This is a genomic window from Gorillibacterium timonense, assembly GCF_001457415.1.
Lineage (GTDB): Bacteria > Bacillota > Bacilli > Paenibacillales > NBRC-103111 > Gorillibacterium > Gorillibacterium timonense.
The window spans coordinates 343,246-361,081 of sequence record NZ_LN881723.1; the positions used below are offsets into that span (position 1 = coordinate 343,246).

Here is a 17,836-nt window from a genome sequence, read left to right on the forward strand (position 1 = left end):
AGCGCTTGCGCAGCGCGCTCCGCTTCGCGCAGGCGCTCCCGCTCCTCGGGCCGCGTCTCCGCGCGAAGCAGCTGCTCCTTCAGCTCGGCTTGCAGCGCGCTGCCCGAGCGGAGCTTCTCGCGCTCGCTCGCTAGCCCCGCGGAATCCTCCGCGTAGCGACGCTCGGTCTGCAGCAGCTGCTCGCTCAGCTCCTGAAGCCGCGTATCGGCGGCACGAATCTCCTGCTGCTCCCGCAGCGCTTGCCCGAGCTGCTCCAGCCGTACCGACAGCGGAGCGTCCTCTGCCGCCCATTCGTCTCTCGCCCGCTCGTATGCGAGGCGCGTCGCCTCGTGGCGAGCCGCCATACTCTTCCGCTCGTCCTCCATCGCCGCGTTCCTCACTGCGCACTCCGCTTCGCTGCGTATCCCCGCTTGCAGCGAGTCAAGCAGCGGCTTAAGCCGGGCGGCTAGCGAAGCCCGCTCCAGCTTGCGCTCGCGCTCCTGCCATTCCTCGCGGTCCGCGGCGAGTCCAGCCGCTTCCACTTCATAGCGAGCCGCTTCTTCCTGCCACTGACGAAGCTGGCGGAGCTCCTCGAAGAGCCGCTCCGTTTCCTCCCGACGGACCCGGCAGCTCTTCGCTGTCTCTTCCGCTTCCAGAAGGCGTAGCCGGGCCGCTTCGACCGCCTCGGGAGACGCATCTCCTAGCCCTTGCTGCTCGGCGGCGATCCGTTCTTTTTCCTGCTTGGCTTGATCCAGGCGAGCACCGAGCCGCTTGTTCAGCTGTTCCCCGTATTCCTCCAGATGGAACAGCCGCTGCAGCATTTTCCGCCGCTCCGCCCCTTTCAACGCAAGAAATTCCGCAAACTTCCCTTGGGGCAGCACAACGGCCCGGGTGAAATCCGCCATGGAAAGCCCGAGCACCTCCTGGACCTTGCTGTTCACATCCTTGTGCTTGTCCGCCAGAACCACCTGCTCGCCGTCCCGGTAGTGGATGATCCGGCTCACGGACGAGGACAAAGAGACCTCATCCTCGCGTTTAAACTGGCGATCCACCCGGTAGCGCTCCGGACCGTTTTTTCGTGACAACTCGAAGGTAAAAGAAACCGTTAGGACGGACTCGGCATGGTTCATGATGCCCTGGGTTCCTTTCACGGCGCGCTCCACTTCGCCAAACAGCGCCAGCGTGATGGCATCGAGAATGGACGATTTGCCGCTTCCGGTCGGGCCAAAAATACCGAATACACCGGAGCCATTCAAGCCGGTGAAGTCGATTTCCTGTTTTTGCCGGTAGCTTTGCAGTCCCGAGAGGGACAAATGAATCGGTTTCATGCTTCCCCCTCCCCAGCTGCCGCTGCTTCCATACCTGCTCTTCGCCGCTCGTATTCGGCTTTTGCCTTTTCATTCAAGTCGGTACCGGTCTGTTCCTCACCCTGCAGGGCTTCGGCTTCTACCGCTATCCCGCCAACTCCCGCGATAGGCCGGATGCTCGGATAAGCCTCAACCCTCGCCTTCGCCTTTGCATCTGTCTCTTGAAACTCATTCTCTTCCAGAGCTTCCTCACTGTCCCCTTCATGCAAAAGCTCCAAAAACAACCGGACCAGCTCCGGCTCCGGTTCCGCCCCTTTGGTTTGCCGGGCATAGAAGCGCCGGAACAGTTCGTCGATCGGGAGCTTATCTCCCGCCTCGGAGCGCAGCTCGGACTCTTCCTGCGCGTAGACCGGCCGGATGTGGACGATACCCTCCCGCGCTTTGCGCAAGCTTTGAATCTGCTCCATCGACATCGCATCCGTGAGATGCAGCTCCAGATCGATCCATGCACGTGGATCGCGTCCCTCTTCCAGCCACCGATATACCTCGGCAAGCCCTTGGGCCGCTTTCCAGCGAACGAGCGGCCTCCCGGACGATAACGGAATCTCGCGGATGACCGCAGGCTTCCCCGGTGCTAGATCCGCCACCGTTACCGACTTGGCTTGGCCGGCTTCCGAGAAGCTGTACGCGAGCGGCGACCCGGAATAACGGATCGGATCGGGGGCATTCAGCTGCTGAGGACGGTGCAGATGACCGAGCGCCACATACTGGGCTCCGGCTGTCAACGCATCGGTATCGACCGCATACGCGGTACCGAGCTGATGAATCGGACGCTCGGAATCACTCGTATCTCCTCCGAACACAAAGAGGTGGCTCATGATCAAATTGACGGTATCCGGCCGAAAACCCGCGCATTGACGGGCGACGAGAGCCTTCACCCGGTCGGCATATGCCGCATGCAGCAGCGCTTCATCCGCTTCCTCGGACAGAACCGTGCGGAGTCGCGATTCCGACGGATACGGCAAGGCCATGAGTCGGACCTGCTCCCCGGTGCGGGATATTCCGAACTCCAACAGCTCCGAGATTGGCTGACCGATCAGGGATATCCCGTGCCGAAGCGCGAGCGGTGCCGCTGCCGCAAGCCGCTCCGGGTTGTCGTGATTGCCCGAGATGACCGCCACATGGCGCGCCCCTCCATCCGAAAGCCGGGACAGCGAGTCAAAGAATAGCTTTTCCGCCGCAGAGGGAGGATTCACAGTATCATAGATATCACCCGCCAGCAGCACCAAGTCAATTTCTTCCTCGCGCACAATCCGGACGAGCTCATCGAGAAACTGCTCCTGCTCCTCCAATCGGCTGCGTCCCTCCAGCGTTCGCCCCAGATGCCAATCCGCCGTATGTAAAATTCGCATAACTGCCTCCTCTTTCTCATTCCGAGCAGAATCCATCCCCGCCAAGACCGGGAACAGTACCCTCCCCTTCAAACGGGCATAGAGGCCGAGAGCCAGCTCCCAGCCTCTATGCCTTACCCGATCAATTTAACCGACTGTGCTCCGTCAAAGAAATAAACGTGGATCTCAGCAGGCTTCCGGTGGCGGATTTGCTCCACCGCCTTCGCATAAAGCTCCAGTTGAATCCGGTATCGTTCCGCGCGCCCGGCAGCCTCTTCCCGCCACAACGAATCAGTTTTGTAATCCAGCAACACGAGTCCGCCTGCATCCTCGAACAGGCAATCGATGATCCCCTGCACGAGGATCGTCTCCTCGGCATCTTTTCCCTGTAAACCAGGGTACAGCTCGCCTGCTTTCAGCTTCAAGCTGAAGGGGAGCTCCCTCTCCACCCGCCCGGCAAAGAGCAGCCGTCGTCCAATCTCCGTCTGGAAAAAGCGAAAGAGCTCCGCCGGGGCAACCACCGCCGCTTGCTCGGCCGTCAATAGCCGCCGAGCGGTCATCTGCTCGACCGTCCGCAGCACATCCTCCTCCGATAAATCCGGATGAAGGGGAAGCCGCTGCAGGACGGCGTGATAGACCGTTCCTCGTTCCGCTGCGTTCAAGCCGCGATGTTCGGCAAACTTCGGACGCCGGAATACCGCCGCCTTGGTCGCGGGAAATGAAGAGCCTGCAGAGGCGGAAGACTCGTGCATGTCCATCATGCTGGAGTTCATTGGCGAGCTGAGCTTACCGCCCACTCGTCTACCATCCGCTTTACCGGCAGTTCCATCAGCAGCCATTACGGCTCCCTGCTCTGCTCTCACACCTGGGATCACTGACAGATCTTCCGCGTCCTGTTCAACTCTATCGATACCTGGGATCACCGACAGACCTTCCGCTCCCTGCTCAGCTCTATCGATACCTGGGATCATCCGCAGACCATCTATGCCCGCTTCTTCCTCTTCGGAAGCCGTCTGCTGGCGCTCCGCCAGCCGCTTCAATTCGCTTACGGTCGTCTTCGTGATGAGCCGAGTCACCGCTTCATGCGGATAAGTCCAGGACAAACGCCGGTTGACTTCCTCCGCCAGACCAGTACCCGGAAGCGGGAGCTGTCCCCCCCGCCGCAATGCATCCAGCCAGTCGCGATTGCCCTCCTCTTGCCGGTTCTGTCCGTCTGTTCTCGCTTGTGCATAAGAGTCTGCGGGAAGCACAGAGATTTTCCACCGGGAAGGGTCCGCTTGTCCGGGCAACGCCAGAGCGGCGCCCGCCACATGCAGCCATTCTTCTGCATCGGGGTGCCGGATCAGCGCAGGGCCGATCCAATCGAGGTAGCAGGATGCGGAGGCCAGCTCGTAATCCGGCAAGGTCTCGCCGTCTCCTGAACCGGCTCGCAGCCATTGGCCCGTCTCCTTCGCGGCATCCTTGACCGTTCCGACCAAAATCAACTTCTCTCTCGCCCGCGTCAAGGCGACATAGAGCACCCGCATTTCCTCGGCGAGCGCCTCCAGCTTCAGACGTCGGCGAATCGCCAGCGTCGCCAGGCTCGGATAAGACAAGCGCAGGCCGAGATCGATGTATTTCGGGCCGAAGCCGAGATCCTTGTGCAGCAGGAAGGAGCCATTCAGATCCTGCCGGTTGAAAGGCTTGGACAAGCCCGCCACGAAAACGACGGGAAACTCCAGCCCCTTGCTCTTGTGGATGGTCATGATCTTGACGACATCCTCCTGCTCGCCAAGGGAACGTGCCGCTCCAAGGTCGCCGCCGCTCTCCCGCATCCGGTTTAGAAAGCGCAAAAACCGGAACAGCCCGCGAAACGAGGTCGATTCATACTGCTTCGCCCGGTCGTGTAAAGCCCGCAGGTTAGCCTGGCGCTGTATCCCGCCGGGAAGGCCGCCGACAAAGTCGTAATACTTGGTTTCCCGATACAGCCTCCAGATCAGCTCAGCCACGGTCATCTGCCGCGCATCCCGACGCCAGCGATCCAGCCGCTCCTGAAATCCGTACAGCTTATCCGCCAGCTCCGGATTGACATCCACGCCGCTTCCCGCCTCAGGACGTCCATAAGCCAACACCGCGTCGTAAAAGGCTCCATCCCGCTTATGCACACGAAGCTGCGCCAGCTCGTCCGCACTGAAGCCGAACAAGGGCGAATGCAAGACCCCGGCAAGAGGGATATCTTGGTACGGATTATCAATCACCTTGAGCAGCGACAGCATGACCTCAACCTCGACGGCCGAGAAAAAGCCGCTCCCCAGCTCCGCATAGACGGGGATGCCAGCCTTGCCGAGCTCCTCCGCAAAGAGAGGCGCCCAGCCCGCCGTCGAGCGCATGAGGATGACGATATCGCGGTACGCAAGAGGTCTTGCCTGCTCTGAGCCTTTCGCCGATACCGGAAAAGAAGAATGCCCGCCTTGTCCCATCAATTGGTGAATCCGCTCCGCAACAAAGCGCGCCTCCAGCCTCGCCGTTTCCTGCTCTTGTCTCGTCCATGCGCCTTCTTCGTCGGCAGACTCCGCGTTATCGCCGGTCACGCCTCCCGTTTCACCATTCGGCCCGCTTGTCCCGTCTCCGCTCTCGCTGCCTGCTCTCAGCGCTTTTTCCGCATCCGCTTCGCCTGCTTTCGGCGCGCCTTTTGCCTCTGTCCCGCTTGCTTTCGACGTGCTAGCCGTTTCCATTCCGCTTATTTGTGAAGCAAACGCTCCTTCCACACGGCTTCCCGTCGGCGCTTCCTTCCCGCCGGTTCCATCCCTGTCGGTTCCAGCTTCATCGGCTTGCAGCAGCTCCGTTTGTCCGGCTTTGTCCAGGATGACCGCTTCCACCGCCAGATCCGCATCCACCTCGGGATAACGCGCTCCCGGTACAAGCTCCGCGCTTGCATCGTAGCGGATTTCGCCCACCCGCTCTTCCATGATCTGCCGGAAAAGATAGTTGACCCCGTTCACCACATCGGTACGGCTGCGGAAATTTCGGGCCAAATCGATGCGCAGCCCGGCTCCCGCACGGCCGCGGAATGCCTCCTCCCGCTCGGACGACTCCTCCTGATCGATAGCCCCCTCCACACTTTTCCGATAAGCCTTGTACTTCTCCAGGAAGAGGCCGGGCTCGGCAAGGCGGAACCGGTAGATGCTCTGCTTCACATCCCCGACCAGGAAGCGATTGCCCGCGCCAGGGCGTGAGATCAGCGAAACAATGGTCTCCTGCACCCGGTTCGTATCTTGATATTCATCGAGCAGCACTTCCTCAAAATGATTCCGGTACTCGAGGGCAGCTTCGGAGGGAAGAGGCTTTCCTTCCGCATCCGTTCCTCCGCTCAGGATTTGCAAAGCGTAGTGCTCCAGATCGGAAAAGTCGACCAGCCCTTTCTCCCGCTTCGCGGCTCCATACTGATCCGCGAAGTCGATGATGAGCCGGGCCAGCGCGTCCATGACCGGAGCCATGTGCTGCAGCTCGCTCTCGTAGTCAGCACGTGTGCGATCGAACAGCTCCTCTTTCATCTTCGCCCAGCGGGCTTTGGCTCCATCGCGCAGCTCCTGTGCCGCCTTTTGCAGGACTTTGTCGTAGTCGTCTCCGCGACAGGGCTTCAGCCGTCCGAAGATCGATAACCCGGTAGCGGCTTGCAGCTCGTCCCACTCTCCGTCGGCAAGCGCCAGCAGATGGCGGAACACCTCCGCTTCCTCTGACAGATTGGCTTTATAGGGGAGCGGACCAGCTGGAAGAGAAGCGATGCGGCCCGCTTCCTCCAGAAGCCCGATGATCCCCGAGAGCTCCAACCGGACATCCGCCTGCAGGCTCGCAAACCACAGGCTTGCGCCCACGGCTCGTCCCTTGCTGACAGCTGCACGAAGCTCGTCCGATCCACCGGATTGGCCCTCAACTGAATCACCCGATCGATCCGCTGTGCTCGCGACAAGATCCTCACCTGCTCCGGCGAAGCGGGAAGCCATCTCCGCAACCCAAGCCGCCGGTGCGGGGTGGCTGCGCGACGCCTCATACAGGGTCGCGATCAGCTTGAACAGCTGCCCGTCGCCTTTCTCACCACCGAAGCCGTCAGCGAGGAGCCAGAAGCCGTCGCCCTCCACCGAGGACGCAAACCGGCTGTCGACCAATTCTTCGATCAGCTCCTGCTTGATCAGCTCGGCCTCCGTCTCGTTCGCGATGCGAAAGCCGGGATCGAGGCCGATCGTGCGGTAATGCCGGCGAATGACTTCCAGGCATAAGGAATGCAGCGTCGTAATCGAAGCTCGCGGCAGAAGCGCAAGCTGCGAGCGCAGATGCCGCGAGGACGGATTCTTCGTCAGCTCGTTCTCGAGCGCGCTGCGAATCCTCTCCCGCATCTCCGCTGCGGCGGCATTCGTGAAGGTCGCCACGAGCAGCCGGTCCACGTCGAGCGGATTCGCCTCATCGCATACCCGGCGGATAATCCGTTCGACCAGCACCGCTGTCTTGCCGGAGCCGGCCGCAGCGGCGACCAGCGTATTCTGTCCCCGGCAGGCGATGGCCTGCCACTGTTCATCCGTCCATGTCGAACCGACCGGCTTCGCACCCAGTCTCCATCCGCTCATGACTTCGCCTCCTTGTCCGCTTGCTCCGGTTTGCCCGCCGAGCGCTCCAACGCCGACCACACCGCGTCGCTCCCATAGGCGGGAAGCGTGCGGAATTCGCCGCCCGGCACCCCGGTGTCCATTTGGCAGACGGCCAGGTAGGGGCAGTAGTCGCATGCGGTCTTCCTGCCGAGCTTGTACGGCTCCACATTCGCGACACCCGCGGCGATTTGCGATCCGATCTGCTTCACCGATCCGCGCACATGCTTTTGCAAGAGAGACCACTGATCCTCGCTAGCGACAGACGCCCCCTTGCGGAACGTGCCGTCCTTCTTGATCGCCACCGGCAGGATATCCGAGGCTCCGCTATCGGCTTGCAGAGCCGCATCCATCAGCCCAAGAGATTCCTTGTCCGCCAGCAGCAGCCCTTTCATCTTGAAGCGCCGACGCAGCTCCGCTTCCGCTGTTTCGGGATCAAGCCGTCCCGGCATGCTGAGGAGCGGATTGTGCACGTGGAAATAGAGTACGCCGGCAGGAATCGCCTTTTGGCCAAGCCAGCGTTCGGAATGGCTGACGACCACATCCAGGTATGTCAGCATCTGCAGAGACAAGCCGCTGTACAGCTCCGTCAAGTCGAGCGAACGGGCGCTCGATTTGTAATCGATGACGCGCAGGTACATGCCCTTCTCGCCGTCTGCACGATCTACGCGGTCGATTCTCCCGGCGATTTCCATCCGGCCGCCGCTATTCAGCGGAAAGACGAGCGGAGGCAGCTTTTCCCCCGGACCGAAGGCAAGCTCCAGCTCCACCGGATAAAACCCGTTGCCCCGCGCATGCTCCGCCACCACAGCCGAAGCCCGCGTGACGATCTCCTTCAGCTTGCGCGCGATGTAGCGGTACCGATTGTTGCTGAGCAGGATTTCCCCTTGCAGCCGGGGAATGATCCGGTCAACCGCCTGCGATGCCTTTTCTTTCACTCTCTCCATCGGCAAATCCGACCAATTCAACCCGTCCGCGTTCAGCTCCCGCACCACCTGACTGAGCGCAGCATGGAAGAGCTGGCCGATATCGGGCGCTTCCAGCCGGAACAGCCTGCGTTCCTTCAGCCGAAGACCGTGGGAAGCAAAATGGGAAAACGGGCATGCGACAAACCGCTCCATTCGCGATACGCTCGCTCGGAGCACGTCTCCGTACAGCTCTTTTGCCGTTAAGGAATCTAGCCTTTCCTGCCCAATTCCATAGGTGAGGGAGCTTTGGATCAGGGCAAGATCAGACCGATGACTCCCATCCAGCCAGCGGTACACATCCTGCCAAACCTCCGGGACCTGTTGCCCTTCAAGCCCCTCCTGTAAATACACGCCGAGATCTGACAAAGCACGGTCCGGGTGTGTCAGATACGACAGCGTCTCTTCGTTTGATGCCGCGGCAGGAGGAGCCGCATAAAGCAGCCTTTCGTTCTCACGCGCGAGTGGGAAAACAGCGCCCAACTGCCGGATGATCTCCGATGGGAGCAGCGCTTTCCCTTCATCATCGGCCAAGGTGTAGCTGAGCCACAGTCGGTCCGAAGGAGAGGTTAAGCCGGTATAGAGCAAAAGCTGCTCATCGAGAAGCCGCCTGCGGGCTCCTCCGGGCAGCTCAAGTCCAGCATCCGTCAGCCGAAGCCGCTCGGCATCGCTCCAGATGCCGTCCTCTTCGGGCTTCGCCGGCAGAACGCCTTCGTTCGCTCCGAGGATGAAGACGATCCACTTCTGCTCCGAGCGAGTCCGGTCCATGGAACCGACCAGCACCTGATCGAGCGCGGGCGGAACAAGGCCGAGACACAAGCTCTCCAGCCCGGTATCGACCAAGCGAGCGAACAGCTCGGCGTCGAGCTCTTCGTCGCCCATCAGCTCGACCAGCTCATCGAACAGCTCAATCACCTTATCCCAGAGCTGAACATGTTCTTGGGCTTTCTCAGGTTCGCCCGCGCGGAGCGCCTCATCCGACCAGCTTTGCAGCTTCTCCGGTACTCCGCAGCTTGTGAGCAGGGTATAGAGGGCGGAGGCGTGCTCGCGAACCGTCTTCGCCTTCTTCGTCAGCCGCTCAAACTCTGCAAACCGGAGCAGAATATGATCTCGGTTCCCCTTGATGAGGCCATGCCGAGCCTTCTCCGCTTCCGTCGCTTCTCGCGGCACAGCTTCTTCCTCCTCGTCCAGAGGGAGCGGCACGTAAAGCTCCCAATACCGGTCATCCTTCCAGCGGCTGCCCGCAATTCCCCGCGCCAGGACATAGTTCTCCAACAGGTCCACTCCCCGGCGATCCAGATGGGGCAGAGCGGAAGGATCAAGCGCAGCCGCAGCCTCCTCCTCTTCGAAGAAGGACAGCTGGCCTTCGCCAGCCTCCCGTCCCTCCTTTTCTCCCTTGATGGTGGATACTCCGCCTTCCAGCGGTCCCGTGCCATTCCCCAGTAAAAAGTCCGTTTTGACGCAGCGGAACACCGCTTCATACGGCCAGTCCCGGATCACGACCTCCTGAGCGGATCGTATGAACTCCATGAGGGGGTGATGCAGCACGGGGCGCCGCTCATCGAGGAAGTGAGGAATTCCAAAGGAGGTGAACACCTGCTGGATCAAGTCGGCATACTCGTCCATTCGCCGCACGCGGATGGCCATCTCCCGGTAGCGGCGACCTTCATCGCGCGAGAGCCGCACGATTTCCCGTGCACAGCCCTCTACCTCCGCCCTCCGATTCACGGCTGCGGCCATCACGATGTCCGAGCCGAATCGGCTTTCCGGGTAAACAATTCGCCGCGCAGCCGCCCGATCCTCAAAGGTCCGCTCCAGATGGGCAAGCATCGGGCTTCTCCGAAAGCGTGGCATGGCGTCAGATGGCAGTACGAGAGGGTCGGCAATCTCGACCCCAGCCTCGTCCGCTTTCTGAAGAAGCTGAGCCATCGCCTTCGCCGGAGAATAAAACAGGCCGAATTCATCCGGTTCGTCTCCTGCCTGGTAAGGACGATCCAAGGGCAGAGCGATCGTCATTTTCCGGGAATGGAGCGCAAGCCGGACGAGAACCCGCCGTTCCTGTGGAGTGAAGCCGTAGAAGCCGTCCACCCAAATCTCGGCTTCCTTCAGCCACGAAATCTGGCTCGCTCCTTCCGCAAGTCGGTCGAGAAAGGTCTCGCTATCCAGAAAACGCCCGGACAAGGTCCGGCGATAATCCCCGTACAAGAGAGAGAGCTCGCCCAGCTTCTCGGTGAGGCGGTCGCTGCCCGAAGGCGCCAGCTCGCTTATTGGTTCGGCTTCTTGCCGTTCATCCAATGATGGTCCTTCCGGGTCGTCCATCAGCCTTCTAGCAGCGGCGCTCAGTTGCTCCGAAGCGATCAGATTCCGCTGCAAATCCTTGAATAGTCCATTCAACGACTGCGCCACGCCGAGCTTGCCAGGAGGCTGCCGAAACACCCGCAGCTCCTGTTCATGCTGATGGAGAAGGCGCTCCAGCAGCATCGTCTTGCCGAGGTCGCTCACCGGCACGCCCGCCGTTCCTCCCAGCTCCTGCATAGCCCGCCAAGCGAGACGGCGAAAGCTGAATACCTGCGCCCGCATATAGCCGGCTACTCCGGGCAGCGCGAGCAAAGCTTGCTCCGCCTGAAACGTCGCCTGCTCCGGAACAAGCAGAAGAAGTGGCCCGCCTTCTGGGTCGCTCCTCAGCCGTTCTCCGATCTCGCCCAGACAATGGGCCGTCTTGCCGCTCCCGGCACGTCCAATCACAACTTGCAATGGCATTCCATCCCGCTCCCAACCTTGCCGCATTCTCGATTCTTTCATTTTAGCATAAAACGTCGAACCAAGCTCGCAAAAAAGGGAGCAAATGTTCTTATCCCCTATATGGATTTGATAAAGCCTTCAAGAGGCTTCAGCAGCTTCGAACGATCCAGCTCGTAATAGAACCGGTTGTCCGTTCGGGTAAAGCTAACCACACCGATTTGTTGAAGAAACCCCATATGATAGGAAACGGTTGGCGGCGAAATATTCAAGGCTTCTGCCAGCTCCTGTCCAAACCAAGGGCGCTCAGCCAGGCGTCGGATAATCGCGATTCGGTTGACATCTGATAAAACCTTAAAAAACTGAGCCTGTCTTTCTACAGCCGCTAAGTCATCGTACAAACGATCCGAATAGATCCCTAGGACAAACCAATCCGCTAAGTCTTCCTGATAAGAAGAATAAGCATGGCAGCTCACATATTTGAAAAAGCTCAAATGAAGGATATATCCCTTCGGATGGTCCAATAAGCGATCGATATTCAAATATTGGCTGACAACCAGCTCAGGCTTTTCCTCCAGCAGATCATCGTATTTGGGCTTTTCCGCTTCGATCGCCTGCAGGATATCCGCTTCAAACGGGGCAAACCCGACGGCATAAAATCGACTCACTAACAAAAGAAATCGCTGCTTGATCTCCTCCGGATTATCCACTGCTTCAATGACCCTACTCCTTCTCTTCTCGTCTTGAAACCTCGTTTCACCGAGAAGCTGTAAGAGCTTATGCCGATTTCCTAACAGTTCTTTGTAAGCGGGAGTCTCTTTTTCCGGCAATGTATTCTTACAGACGCTTTCGATGATTTTCCAAACCAAATCATCCGCGGAGTCCCTTTGAACCTGCTCTATGATTTCGCTTACCTTATTTATCGTTGGGTTACGGACTATGTATTTATACAGGATAAACCCGCATCCGCTTGCATCAAAAAAGTAGGTCATTTCCTGCAAGAGGTACTGCGATAGTCTCTTCTTCATTTCCTGAAGGATACCGGTTATTTGATCATTGGGCTCCAGGTCAAAGGCCCGGATCATCTCGATAAAGCCCTTATCCGTCCCCACCGCAAACAGGGAATATAAAAACTCCATCGGTGTGCTTATCCGAATCGCTATCGCTTTTTTCATGGAAACCAGCCCCACCATTCCTGATTTGAATTCGATGAACATCCAATTCATCATACAAAAACTTTTCAAATCAAGTCAATGTATTAAATAATTATCTAATCTATATTGATTTCATGTTTATCTAATGTATAATCGGTTTGTATCCTCATCCGAAAGGAGTGGCAGCATGATCCCCAAAGAACGTTTACTAGAACGGTTGGATGCCATCGGACAGAGCCTGAACAAGAATGATCAAGCCCGGCTGCGTAGCGCGTTTTATCGATCAATTGGACTGGAGCTAGATTTCCCGACTTCTCTGTCCATTTAGGTGAGATGCTGCAGGGATACCATAAGCTTCCTCAATCCGCACTCCGAATATTGAATTATTTAGAAAGCATCTATCCGGTAAATCAGAAGCTATCTCAAACGATCAAAGAGTTAGCCTTACGATTGGGAGCAGCTCAATCTTAACTAGGGAGGATACAACCATGTTGAACGTGCTCATTTTAGGCGGCACAACCTACGATTCGATTATTTCCTTGCCCCAGCTTCCTCAGCTAAAGTCACATACCATTCATTATGCTCCTTTTCACGAAACCATCGGCTCAACGGGCGCGGGCAAAGCGCTCAATTTGCATAAGCTCGACGTGCCTTGCTTCTTACATTCCATTATCGGGGACGATCTCTATGGTCAACTCATTAAGGAGGCTCTTGAACAGTCGGGAGTAGACTTTCGCTACGATCTTGATCCACAAGGTACCGAGCGTCATGTTAATATCATGGATCAGCAAGGGAATCGAATTTCGATTTTTGTGACTCAGTCCTCTTCGAATCCACCGCTAGATATGATCAAGCTAGAAGAACTCATTCGTCAATGCGATCTCGTCGTTCTAAACATTATCGGGTATACGAAAGCATTGATCAGCCTCTGTCAGAAATACAAGAAACCCATCTGGACCGATTTACATGATTATGACGGGATAAACAGCTATCATGAGGAGTATATCGAAGCAGCCGACTCTATATTTCTAAGCTCCGATCAGTTGACTGACTATCGAAAGGTCATGGCAGATCTTCAACATCGAGGCAAGAAGCTGGTGGTATGTACCCATGGGAAAAAGGGAGCGACTTACTTAAGCGAAGATGGTGTATGGGGAGATATCGACATTATTGAGGATTACACCTTAACGGATGCGAATGGCGCTGGCGACAGTTTCTTCTCTGGCTTTCTGTACGGATACTTGCGTAATCGAACCCTAGAGGAATGTATGCGCTTAGCCACGATCTGTGCTGGCTTGTGCATCACAGCGAAGGAGCTCGTCTATCCGAATTTGAACGAACAGCTCTTGCTGCAGGAGTATGCTAAACACTTCGGTTGAAAAATGGATCCATCATTCTATTGACGGTCAATATTGAAATTATTTACAATCGCAAAGGTGCAACATTTCACATATGATGAGGGGGTTGTTCTATGCATAATGTGGGGATATTTGTTGAAGACATGAAAAAGATGGTTTCGTTTTATACCGATATTTTGAACTTCGAAACGGATTGGGACGGTGGACTGTTTGCCAGTTTCAAAAAAGGCAATGATGGATTATTTATGTATGATCGAAAAGATTTCGCAAAGTCCATTGGTGTAACGTATTATCCGCCAAGCGGAATTAATCTTACGATGGAGATGTACCTGACCTTTGCCACACCTGAGCTTGATCAAGAATATGAACGGTTGAAAAACCTCCAAGTCAGGATCGTAACCGAGTTGGCCACTCAGCCATGGGGTCAGAGAAACTTCTTTATTGCAGACCCTGAGGGGAATCTTATCGAAATCGGAGATTAATAATTCGCCTTACATTCATGAACCCAAGAGGCTTAATCGTCGTCAGTACCGGGCAATTCCGCCCTTACCCTCGAAGAATTACCTGTCTGATTTCAGCTTCTACGATTCCCATTTGGCAGACCATTGAACATCTGATTTCGATATAAATTTGGTCTCTAAAAACGAGTTCCTGATGCACCTGGAATTTACTGATCAAACAGAAAACTAGGTATATCTTATCTGGGAGCTTCTAATTCCTTTCGTAACTCTATCGCTTCTCTATCTTGTTCGTTTAATTCGATATATTGATTTAAATAAATAATTGCTTCTGTATATCTATTTGAATCGATATAAATTTGTGACAAATTCCAATATGCCAAGCTTTCTTTCGAATCAAGAGTTAGCACCCTTTCAAAAAGACTCTTGGCTTCTTCTTTATGATCGAGCCGATATTCAACTACTCCATAATTAAGAAGGGTTCCCGATTGATTTGGGTCAATTTCTAAGGATTTTTTATAGGCTTCTCTAGCCCGGTCCAAGTCTCCCTGCCTTTCATGAAACAGACCTAAGTAATATAAAGTATCCTCGTTTTCAATATGTAATTCGAGAGATCTGTCCAAAAGCTCTTTCGCCTTTAAATCATTCCCTTGTTTCATATAGATTCTGCTCTTATTGGTATAGAGTCTTTCCCACACCGGTTCTAGCGAAATTGCCTTATCAAGCCAATGATGCGCCGCTTCGTAATTGCCCAGTTGCATCTCACAACAACCTAAGTAATTCATGCTATCGATTAGGTCTATCCCCAAATCAATACACTCTCTAAACACATTAGCGGCCTCTGAAAATTTTCCATCCGAGTATAATTGATCCCCTTTGTCATAAGGTTTCATGTTAATCCCCTACCTTTTTATGGAAACCGCTGATCTGTTGAACAATAGCAATACGATTCGGGAGAATGGATTGCAGTTCCACTTTGAGTACGCTGCACTTTCTGTCTACTTATCTATATACTCCTCTATAATTATCAGGCAATAATTCCGCTATTTTCTTCATTAAATAATTTATGGAATATTCTTCATATTCTTTTTTATCTTGTTCTTTTTCTCTCTTATGAATTTCAAATTGTTTTCCAATGTTGATATGAACATCTGCATCATGAAAGGTTTCCGCCCTCATATCTCCTTCTTTATTTATCGGCAACAGTTTTTCGGTCCCATATAATCCAATAGGTACAATAGGAGCTCCTGTCATTCTTGCGATAAGAAGGATTCCTTTCTTCGCTTCGATCAAACTACTACCTCTACTTCTAGTTCCTTCTGGGAATATCAATAAGCTTTCCCCTTGCTTCACAAGCCTAATTATTTTCTCGAGACCCTCTTTATCAGCAGTATTGGGTTTAATCGTTGTCGTTTTTATTACATGAACCCCAATACTTGTAACAGCATGATTTGACAGTTTTTCACCTGCTACAAAAGTGGGATCAATCTCTTTTAAAGCCTTGTCTAAAACCAATCCATCCGAATTGCTTAAATGATTACATATAAAAATCGTGGGTGTTATGATTCCCTTTAAGTTTTCACTACCTTCTATGGTTATATGGGCATATTTTTTTAAGTAGTGATCTACAATTTTTTTAGATAGGTAGGTAACCAATCTATCCGGTAAACGATTGATCATTTTTGCCGCTGTAGTGGATATCATTTGCTTACTCCTCCAGAATATTTATACTCGATCAAGCAGTCGAACCCATGAGAACAGATGGCTCCACCACATGGTCTCGCGTAGGATTAGTCCTCTTGATCATTTACGATAAACTTGTAGAGTCCTGTTCCTGGTCATTATGGATTTCATTCAACCATTCTTGAGGATCGCCGAACCATTTTATTATGTGCGGCTTGTTTAACCATTCTTCAACAAGTGAAATATCGTTACTTGATAATCTCCGAAGATAAACAGGAATCCCTTTATCCATGTGAAGCCCTCCATTTTTAATCCAATATATCATACAAATGGATGACTTTAGCACAAAAATCCACCCGCAAGCTCCACAGCTCACAGGTAGATTCTAACATTCCTTATCCTCATTTCGATATCCAATTCTACGAACGGTGGCGGGTACGAAAAAGGAGGGGGATGCCCCCTCAAAACTTAAATCAGATGGACCAACAGGTCCGGAACAACCATCGCTACAGCTACCGCATAAACCGCATCAAGCCAAACGACGGAACCGATTGCGCCGACATAAACCAGCAATATGAATGGAGCCGAGATCACCTTGGGCAGGATGCCAACTTTTTTATTTTTCAAGATACCGCTCACCATCACCTTGGCATCTCCCGTGCTTGGAAAGGCGTGCATCAGAATGGAAAAGCCGAGCCAAGCCAGAAGCAGTACGGAAAAATTGCTATAATCCTCGAAAGCAATTACCTTGATCGATGCCGGTAAAACAATGATCATTCCCAGGAGCGTATTTACAAAGAAGGGTCCCATCGAGACGAGAAAAATCTTGCGCGGATCATCCGATGTTTCGTGGATGACATACCCGCAAGGATTGCCCACTCGGAAGTATTTAACTTCATAAACCTTCAGCTTGCACAGGTAACAGAAGATTTGATGGGCCAGCTCGTGCACGATCACTCCAGGAAAGGTAATGATCGAAAGGATGAGTCCGAGTCCAGGTATTAACATATCTTTAAACCTACTTCCCTACGTAATAGTCTCGGAGAGTCATCTCGCCATTCAGAAAACGGGTGATGCTCTCGTCCAAGGGTTGGCCGCTGCTCTCTAATTCTTTCTTGATCTCCTGTGCTTCCTGCAATTTCCCATTGGCATACAACGCGACCGCGTAGGTATCTCGGATATAGATGCCTTCCGGATTTATTCGGTATGCCTCTTCTGCGTATTGCAGCCCTTGTGGAAGATCGCCTTCGACCAATGAGATCGTTGACAGGGCGCGAAGAGCCCCGGTATCCCGTTTATCCTTATGCAAGGCTTCTTGACCGTAACGGGAGGCCTGTTGCATGTCATCGAGCTTTCTGTTCATGATGCTAAGCCGCACGCGGACATCCCCTTGCTCGGGATCGATAGCGTAGCATTTTTGCAGGTAGTCCCTGGCAGTCGTTGCATCCGGCTCTATGGCTCCGAGCGTATAGTAGAGATAGGCCTGATCCAAATCGGTTTGGTCGAGCAGTTGGATCAATTGCTTCTTCATCCCCTTGCGAGCAGCTTCATCGGCTGGATTTTGACTGGGGGAGGCTTCCACAATCTTCTGCACGGCATCATAAGAACGATAAAACCGCTCCAGCTGCTCGGTATACCGGGTAATTTTGTCGTAGTCCTCCTTGCCAAGCTTTTCCCCCACCAAATGGTTGTCAATGGTTGCAGCGGCTGTATCATAGTAACCGACTTTCATAGACAGATCGACCAGCTCAACCATGATCTCCGAGGAACGCGGATACTTCTCCGCGAGCTCCGACAAATCTCCGATGGCAGAAGAAGTCTCTCCTTTTGCTAGGCGTTCCTCCGCCATTATGTAAACCTGATAGTCCTTGAGCACCTTTGGAAACTGGAACATGCAGATCACGTATAAGACCGCGACAAGGACCAACAACCCCACAACCTTAAGAGGGACATGGAATTTTAACGGTTCCCCATATGGGTTCTCCGTTCCTTCCGTTATTTCGTATAAAGCTTCTTCTTTGTCGTTCATCATTTCTCCCCTTTATCGCTGGTTTTGACGGTTCGAGCCTGGTACTGAATCCGACTCCTGTCGACAAATCGTACTAATCAATTGTGAAAAAGTATCCATGCCGACTGGATTATTGTACTTTGTGATCTCTTCAAATGTTGTCGAATTTTGTAAT

The 17,836-nt window shown here is 54.3% G+C and carries 12 protein-coding genes and 1 pseudogene; 3 read left to right on the top strand and 10 right to left on the bottom strand.

Going from position 1 to position 17,836, the window contains the following annotated elements; translation table 11 throughout:
• The 5 genes and pseudogenes from BN2684_RS09410 to BN2684_RS09430 form a co-directional block, all read right to left on the bottom strand.
• Nucleotides 1–1,307 (bottom strand): AAA family ATPase (locus tag BN2684_RS09410; protein ID WP_148449962.1); only part of this gene is annotated, 1,307 nt, incomplete at its 3' end.
• A gap of 218 nt (nt 1,308–1,525) precedes the next feature.
• Nucleotides 1,526–2,698: pseudogene (locus BN2684_RS09415) on the bottom strand (exonuclease SbcCD subunit D); the annotation flags it as partial.
• A gap of 113 nt (nt 2,699–2,811) precedes the next feature.
• Nucleotides 2,812–7,278 carry a UvrD-helicase domain-containing protein gene (locus tag BN2684_RS09420; RefSeq protein WP_058301918.1) on the bottom strand — a complete coding sequence of 1,489 codons (4,467 nt, stop codon included), beginning with the start codon at nt 7,276–7,278 and terminating at the stop codon, nt 2,812–2,814.
• The gene (locus BN2684_RS09425) at nt 7,275–11,021 is read right to left on the bottom strand and encodes a PD-(D/E)XK nuclease family protein (RefSeq protein ID WP_058301919.1); all 3,747 of its coding nucleotides are present in this window, start codon (nt 11,019–11,021) and stop codon (nt 7,275–7,277) included. The genes BN2684_RS09420 and BN2684_RS09425 overlap by 4 nt, the downstream gene beginning before the upstream one ends.
• Nucleotides 11,022–11,119: 98 nt before the next feature.
• Nucleotides 11,120–12,175 (bottom strand): ArsR/SmtB family transcription factor, encoded by a 1,056-nt coding sequence (locus BN2684_RS09430; RefSeq protein ID WP_159065777.1) that lies wholly within the window; start codon nt 12,173–12,175, stop codon nt 11,120–11,122.
• Nucleotides 12,176–12,341: 166 nt separating this feature from the next.
• Between BN2684_RS09430 and BN2684_RS24475 the strand changes: the two genes are divergently transcribed.
• From BN2684_RS24475 to BN2684_RS09440, 3 genes are all read left to right on the top strand, one after another.
• A complete protein-coding gene (locus BN2684_RS24475) occupies nt 12,342–12,482 on the top strand; it encodes a hypothetical protein (protein ID WP_159065778.1) in 141 nt (46 codons plus the stop codon).
• A 160-nt stretch (nt 12,483–12,642) separates the two neighbouring features.
• Nucleotides 12,643–13,533, top strand: coding sequence for a carbohydrate kinase family protein (locus BN2684_RS09435; RefSeq protein WP_058301921.1), 891 nt, complete (start codon nt 12,643–12,645; stop codon nt 13,531–13,533).
• A gap of 92 nt (nt 13,534–13,625) precedes the next feature.
• Nucleotides 13,626–13,994, top strand: a complete 369-nt coding sequence (locus tag BN2684_RS09440) for a VOC family protein (RefSeq protein WP_058301922.1) — start codon at nt 13,626–13,628, stop codon at nt 13,992–13,994.
• A 215-nt stretch (nt 13,995–14,209) separates the two neighbouring features.
• Here the strand turns inward: BN2684_RS09440 and BN2684_RS09445 are convergent, their stop codons facing one another.
• The 5 genes from BN2684_RS09445 to BN2684_RS09460 all read right to left on the bottom strand — a co-directional run bounded on the left by BN2684_RS09445 (nt 14,210) and on the right by BN2684_RS09460 (nt 17,682).
• A complete protein-coding gene (locus tag BN2684_RS09445; protein WP_058301923.1) occupies nt 14,210–14,863 on the bottom strand; it encodes a tetratricopeptide repeat protein in 654 nt (217 codons plus the stop codon).
• A 109-nt stretch (nt 14,864–14,972) separates the two neighbouring features.
• On the bottom strand, nt 14,973–15,674 hold the full coding sequence (locus BN2684_RS09450) for a lysophospholipid acyltransferase family protein (protein ID WP_058301924.1): 702 nt from the start codon (nt 15,672–15,674) through the stop codon (nt 14,973–14,975).
• A 103-nt stretch (nt 15,675–15,777) separates the two neighbouring features.
• Complete coding sequence (locus BN2684_RS24480) at nt 15,778–15,945, bottom strand: hypothetical protein (RefSeq protein WP_159065779.1); 168 nt, start codon at nt 15,943–15,945, stop codon at nt 15,778–15,780.
• Between the two features lie 176 nt (nt 15,946–16,121).
• Nucleotides 16,122–16,661, bottom strand: coding sequence for a metalloprotease family protein (locus BN2684_RS09455; protein WP_058301925.1), 540 nt, complete (start codon nt 16,659–16,661; stop codon nt 16,122–16,124).
• Between the two features lie 10 nt (nt 16,662–16,671).
• Nucleotides 16,672–17,682, bottom strand: coding sequence for a tetratricopeptide repeat protein (locus tag BN2684_RS09460; protein ID WP_058301926.1), 1,011 nt, complete (start codon nt 17,680–17,682; stop codon nt 16,672–16,674).
• Nucleotides 17,683–17,836: the final 154 nt, after the last annotated feature.

Bases quoted from the DNA above. Each gene is read 5' to 3' on its own strand.
- BN2684_RS09420 (WP_058301918.1), bottom strand. From the start codon at position 7,278: ATGAGCGGATGGAGACTGGGTGCGAAGCCGGTCGGTTCGACATGGACG.
- BN2684_RS09425 (WP_058301919.1), bottom strand. From the start codon at position 11,021: ATGCCATTGCAAGTTGTGATTGGACGTGCCGGGAGCGGCAAGACGGCC.
- BN2684_RS09430 (WP_159065777.1), bottom strand. From the start codon at position 12,175: ATGAAAAAAGCGATAGCGATTCGGATAAGCACACCGATGGAGTTTTTA.
- BN2684_RS24475 (WP_159065778.1), top strand. From the start codon at position 12,342: ATGATCCCCAAAGAACGTTTACTAGAACGGTTGGATGCCATCGGACAG.
- BN2684_RS09435 (WP_058301921.1), top strand. From the start codon at position 12,643: ATGTTGAACGTGCTCATTTTAGGCGGCACAACCTACGATTCGATTATT.
- BN2684_RS09440 (WP_058301922.1), top strand. From the start codon at position 13,626: ATGCATAATGTGGGGATATTTGTTGAAGACATGAAAAAGATGGTTTCG.
- BN2684_RS09445 (WP_058301923.1), bottom strand. From the start codon at position 14,863: ATGAAACCTTATGACAAAGGGGATCAATTATACTCGGATGGAAAATTT.
- BN2684_RS09450 (WP_058301924.1), bottom strand. From the start codon at position 15,674: ATGATATCCACTACAGCGGCAAAAATGATCAATCGTTTACCGGATAGA.
- BN2684_RS24480 (WP_159065779.1), bottom strand. From the start codon at position 15,945: ATGGATAAAGGGATTCCTGTTTATCTTCGGAGATTATCAAGTAACGAT.
- BN2684_RS09455 (WP_058301925.1), bottom strand. From the start codon at position 16,661: ATGTTAATACCTGGACTCGGACTCATCCTTTCGATCATTACCTTTCCT.
- BN2684_RS09460 (WP_058301926.1), bottom strand. From the start codon at position 17,682: ATGAACGACAAAGAAGAAGCTTTATACGAAATAACGGAAGGAACGGAG.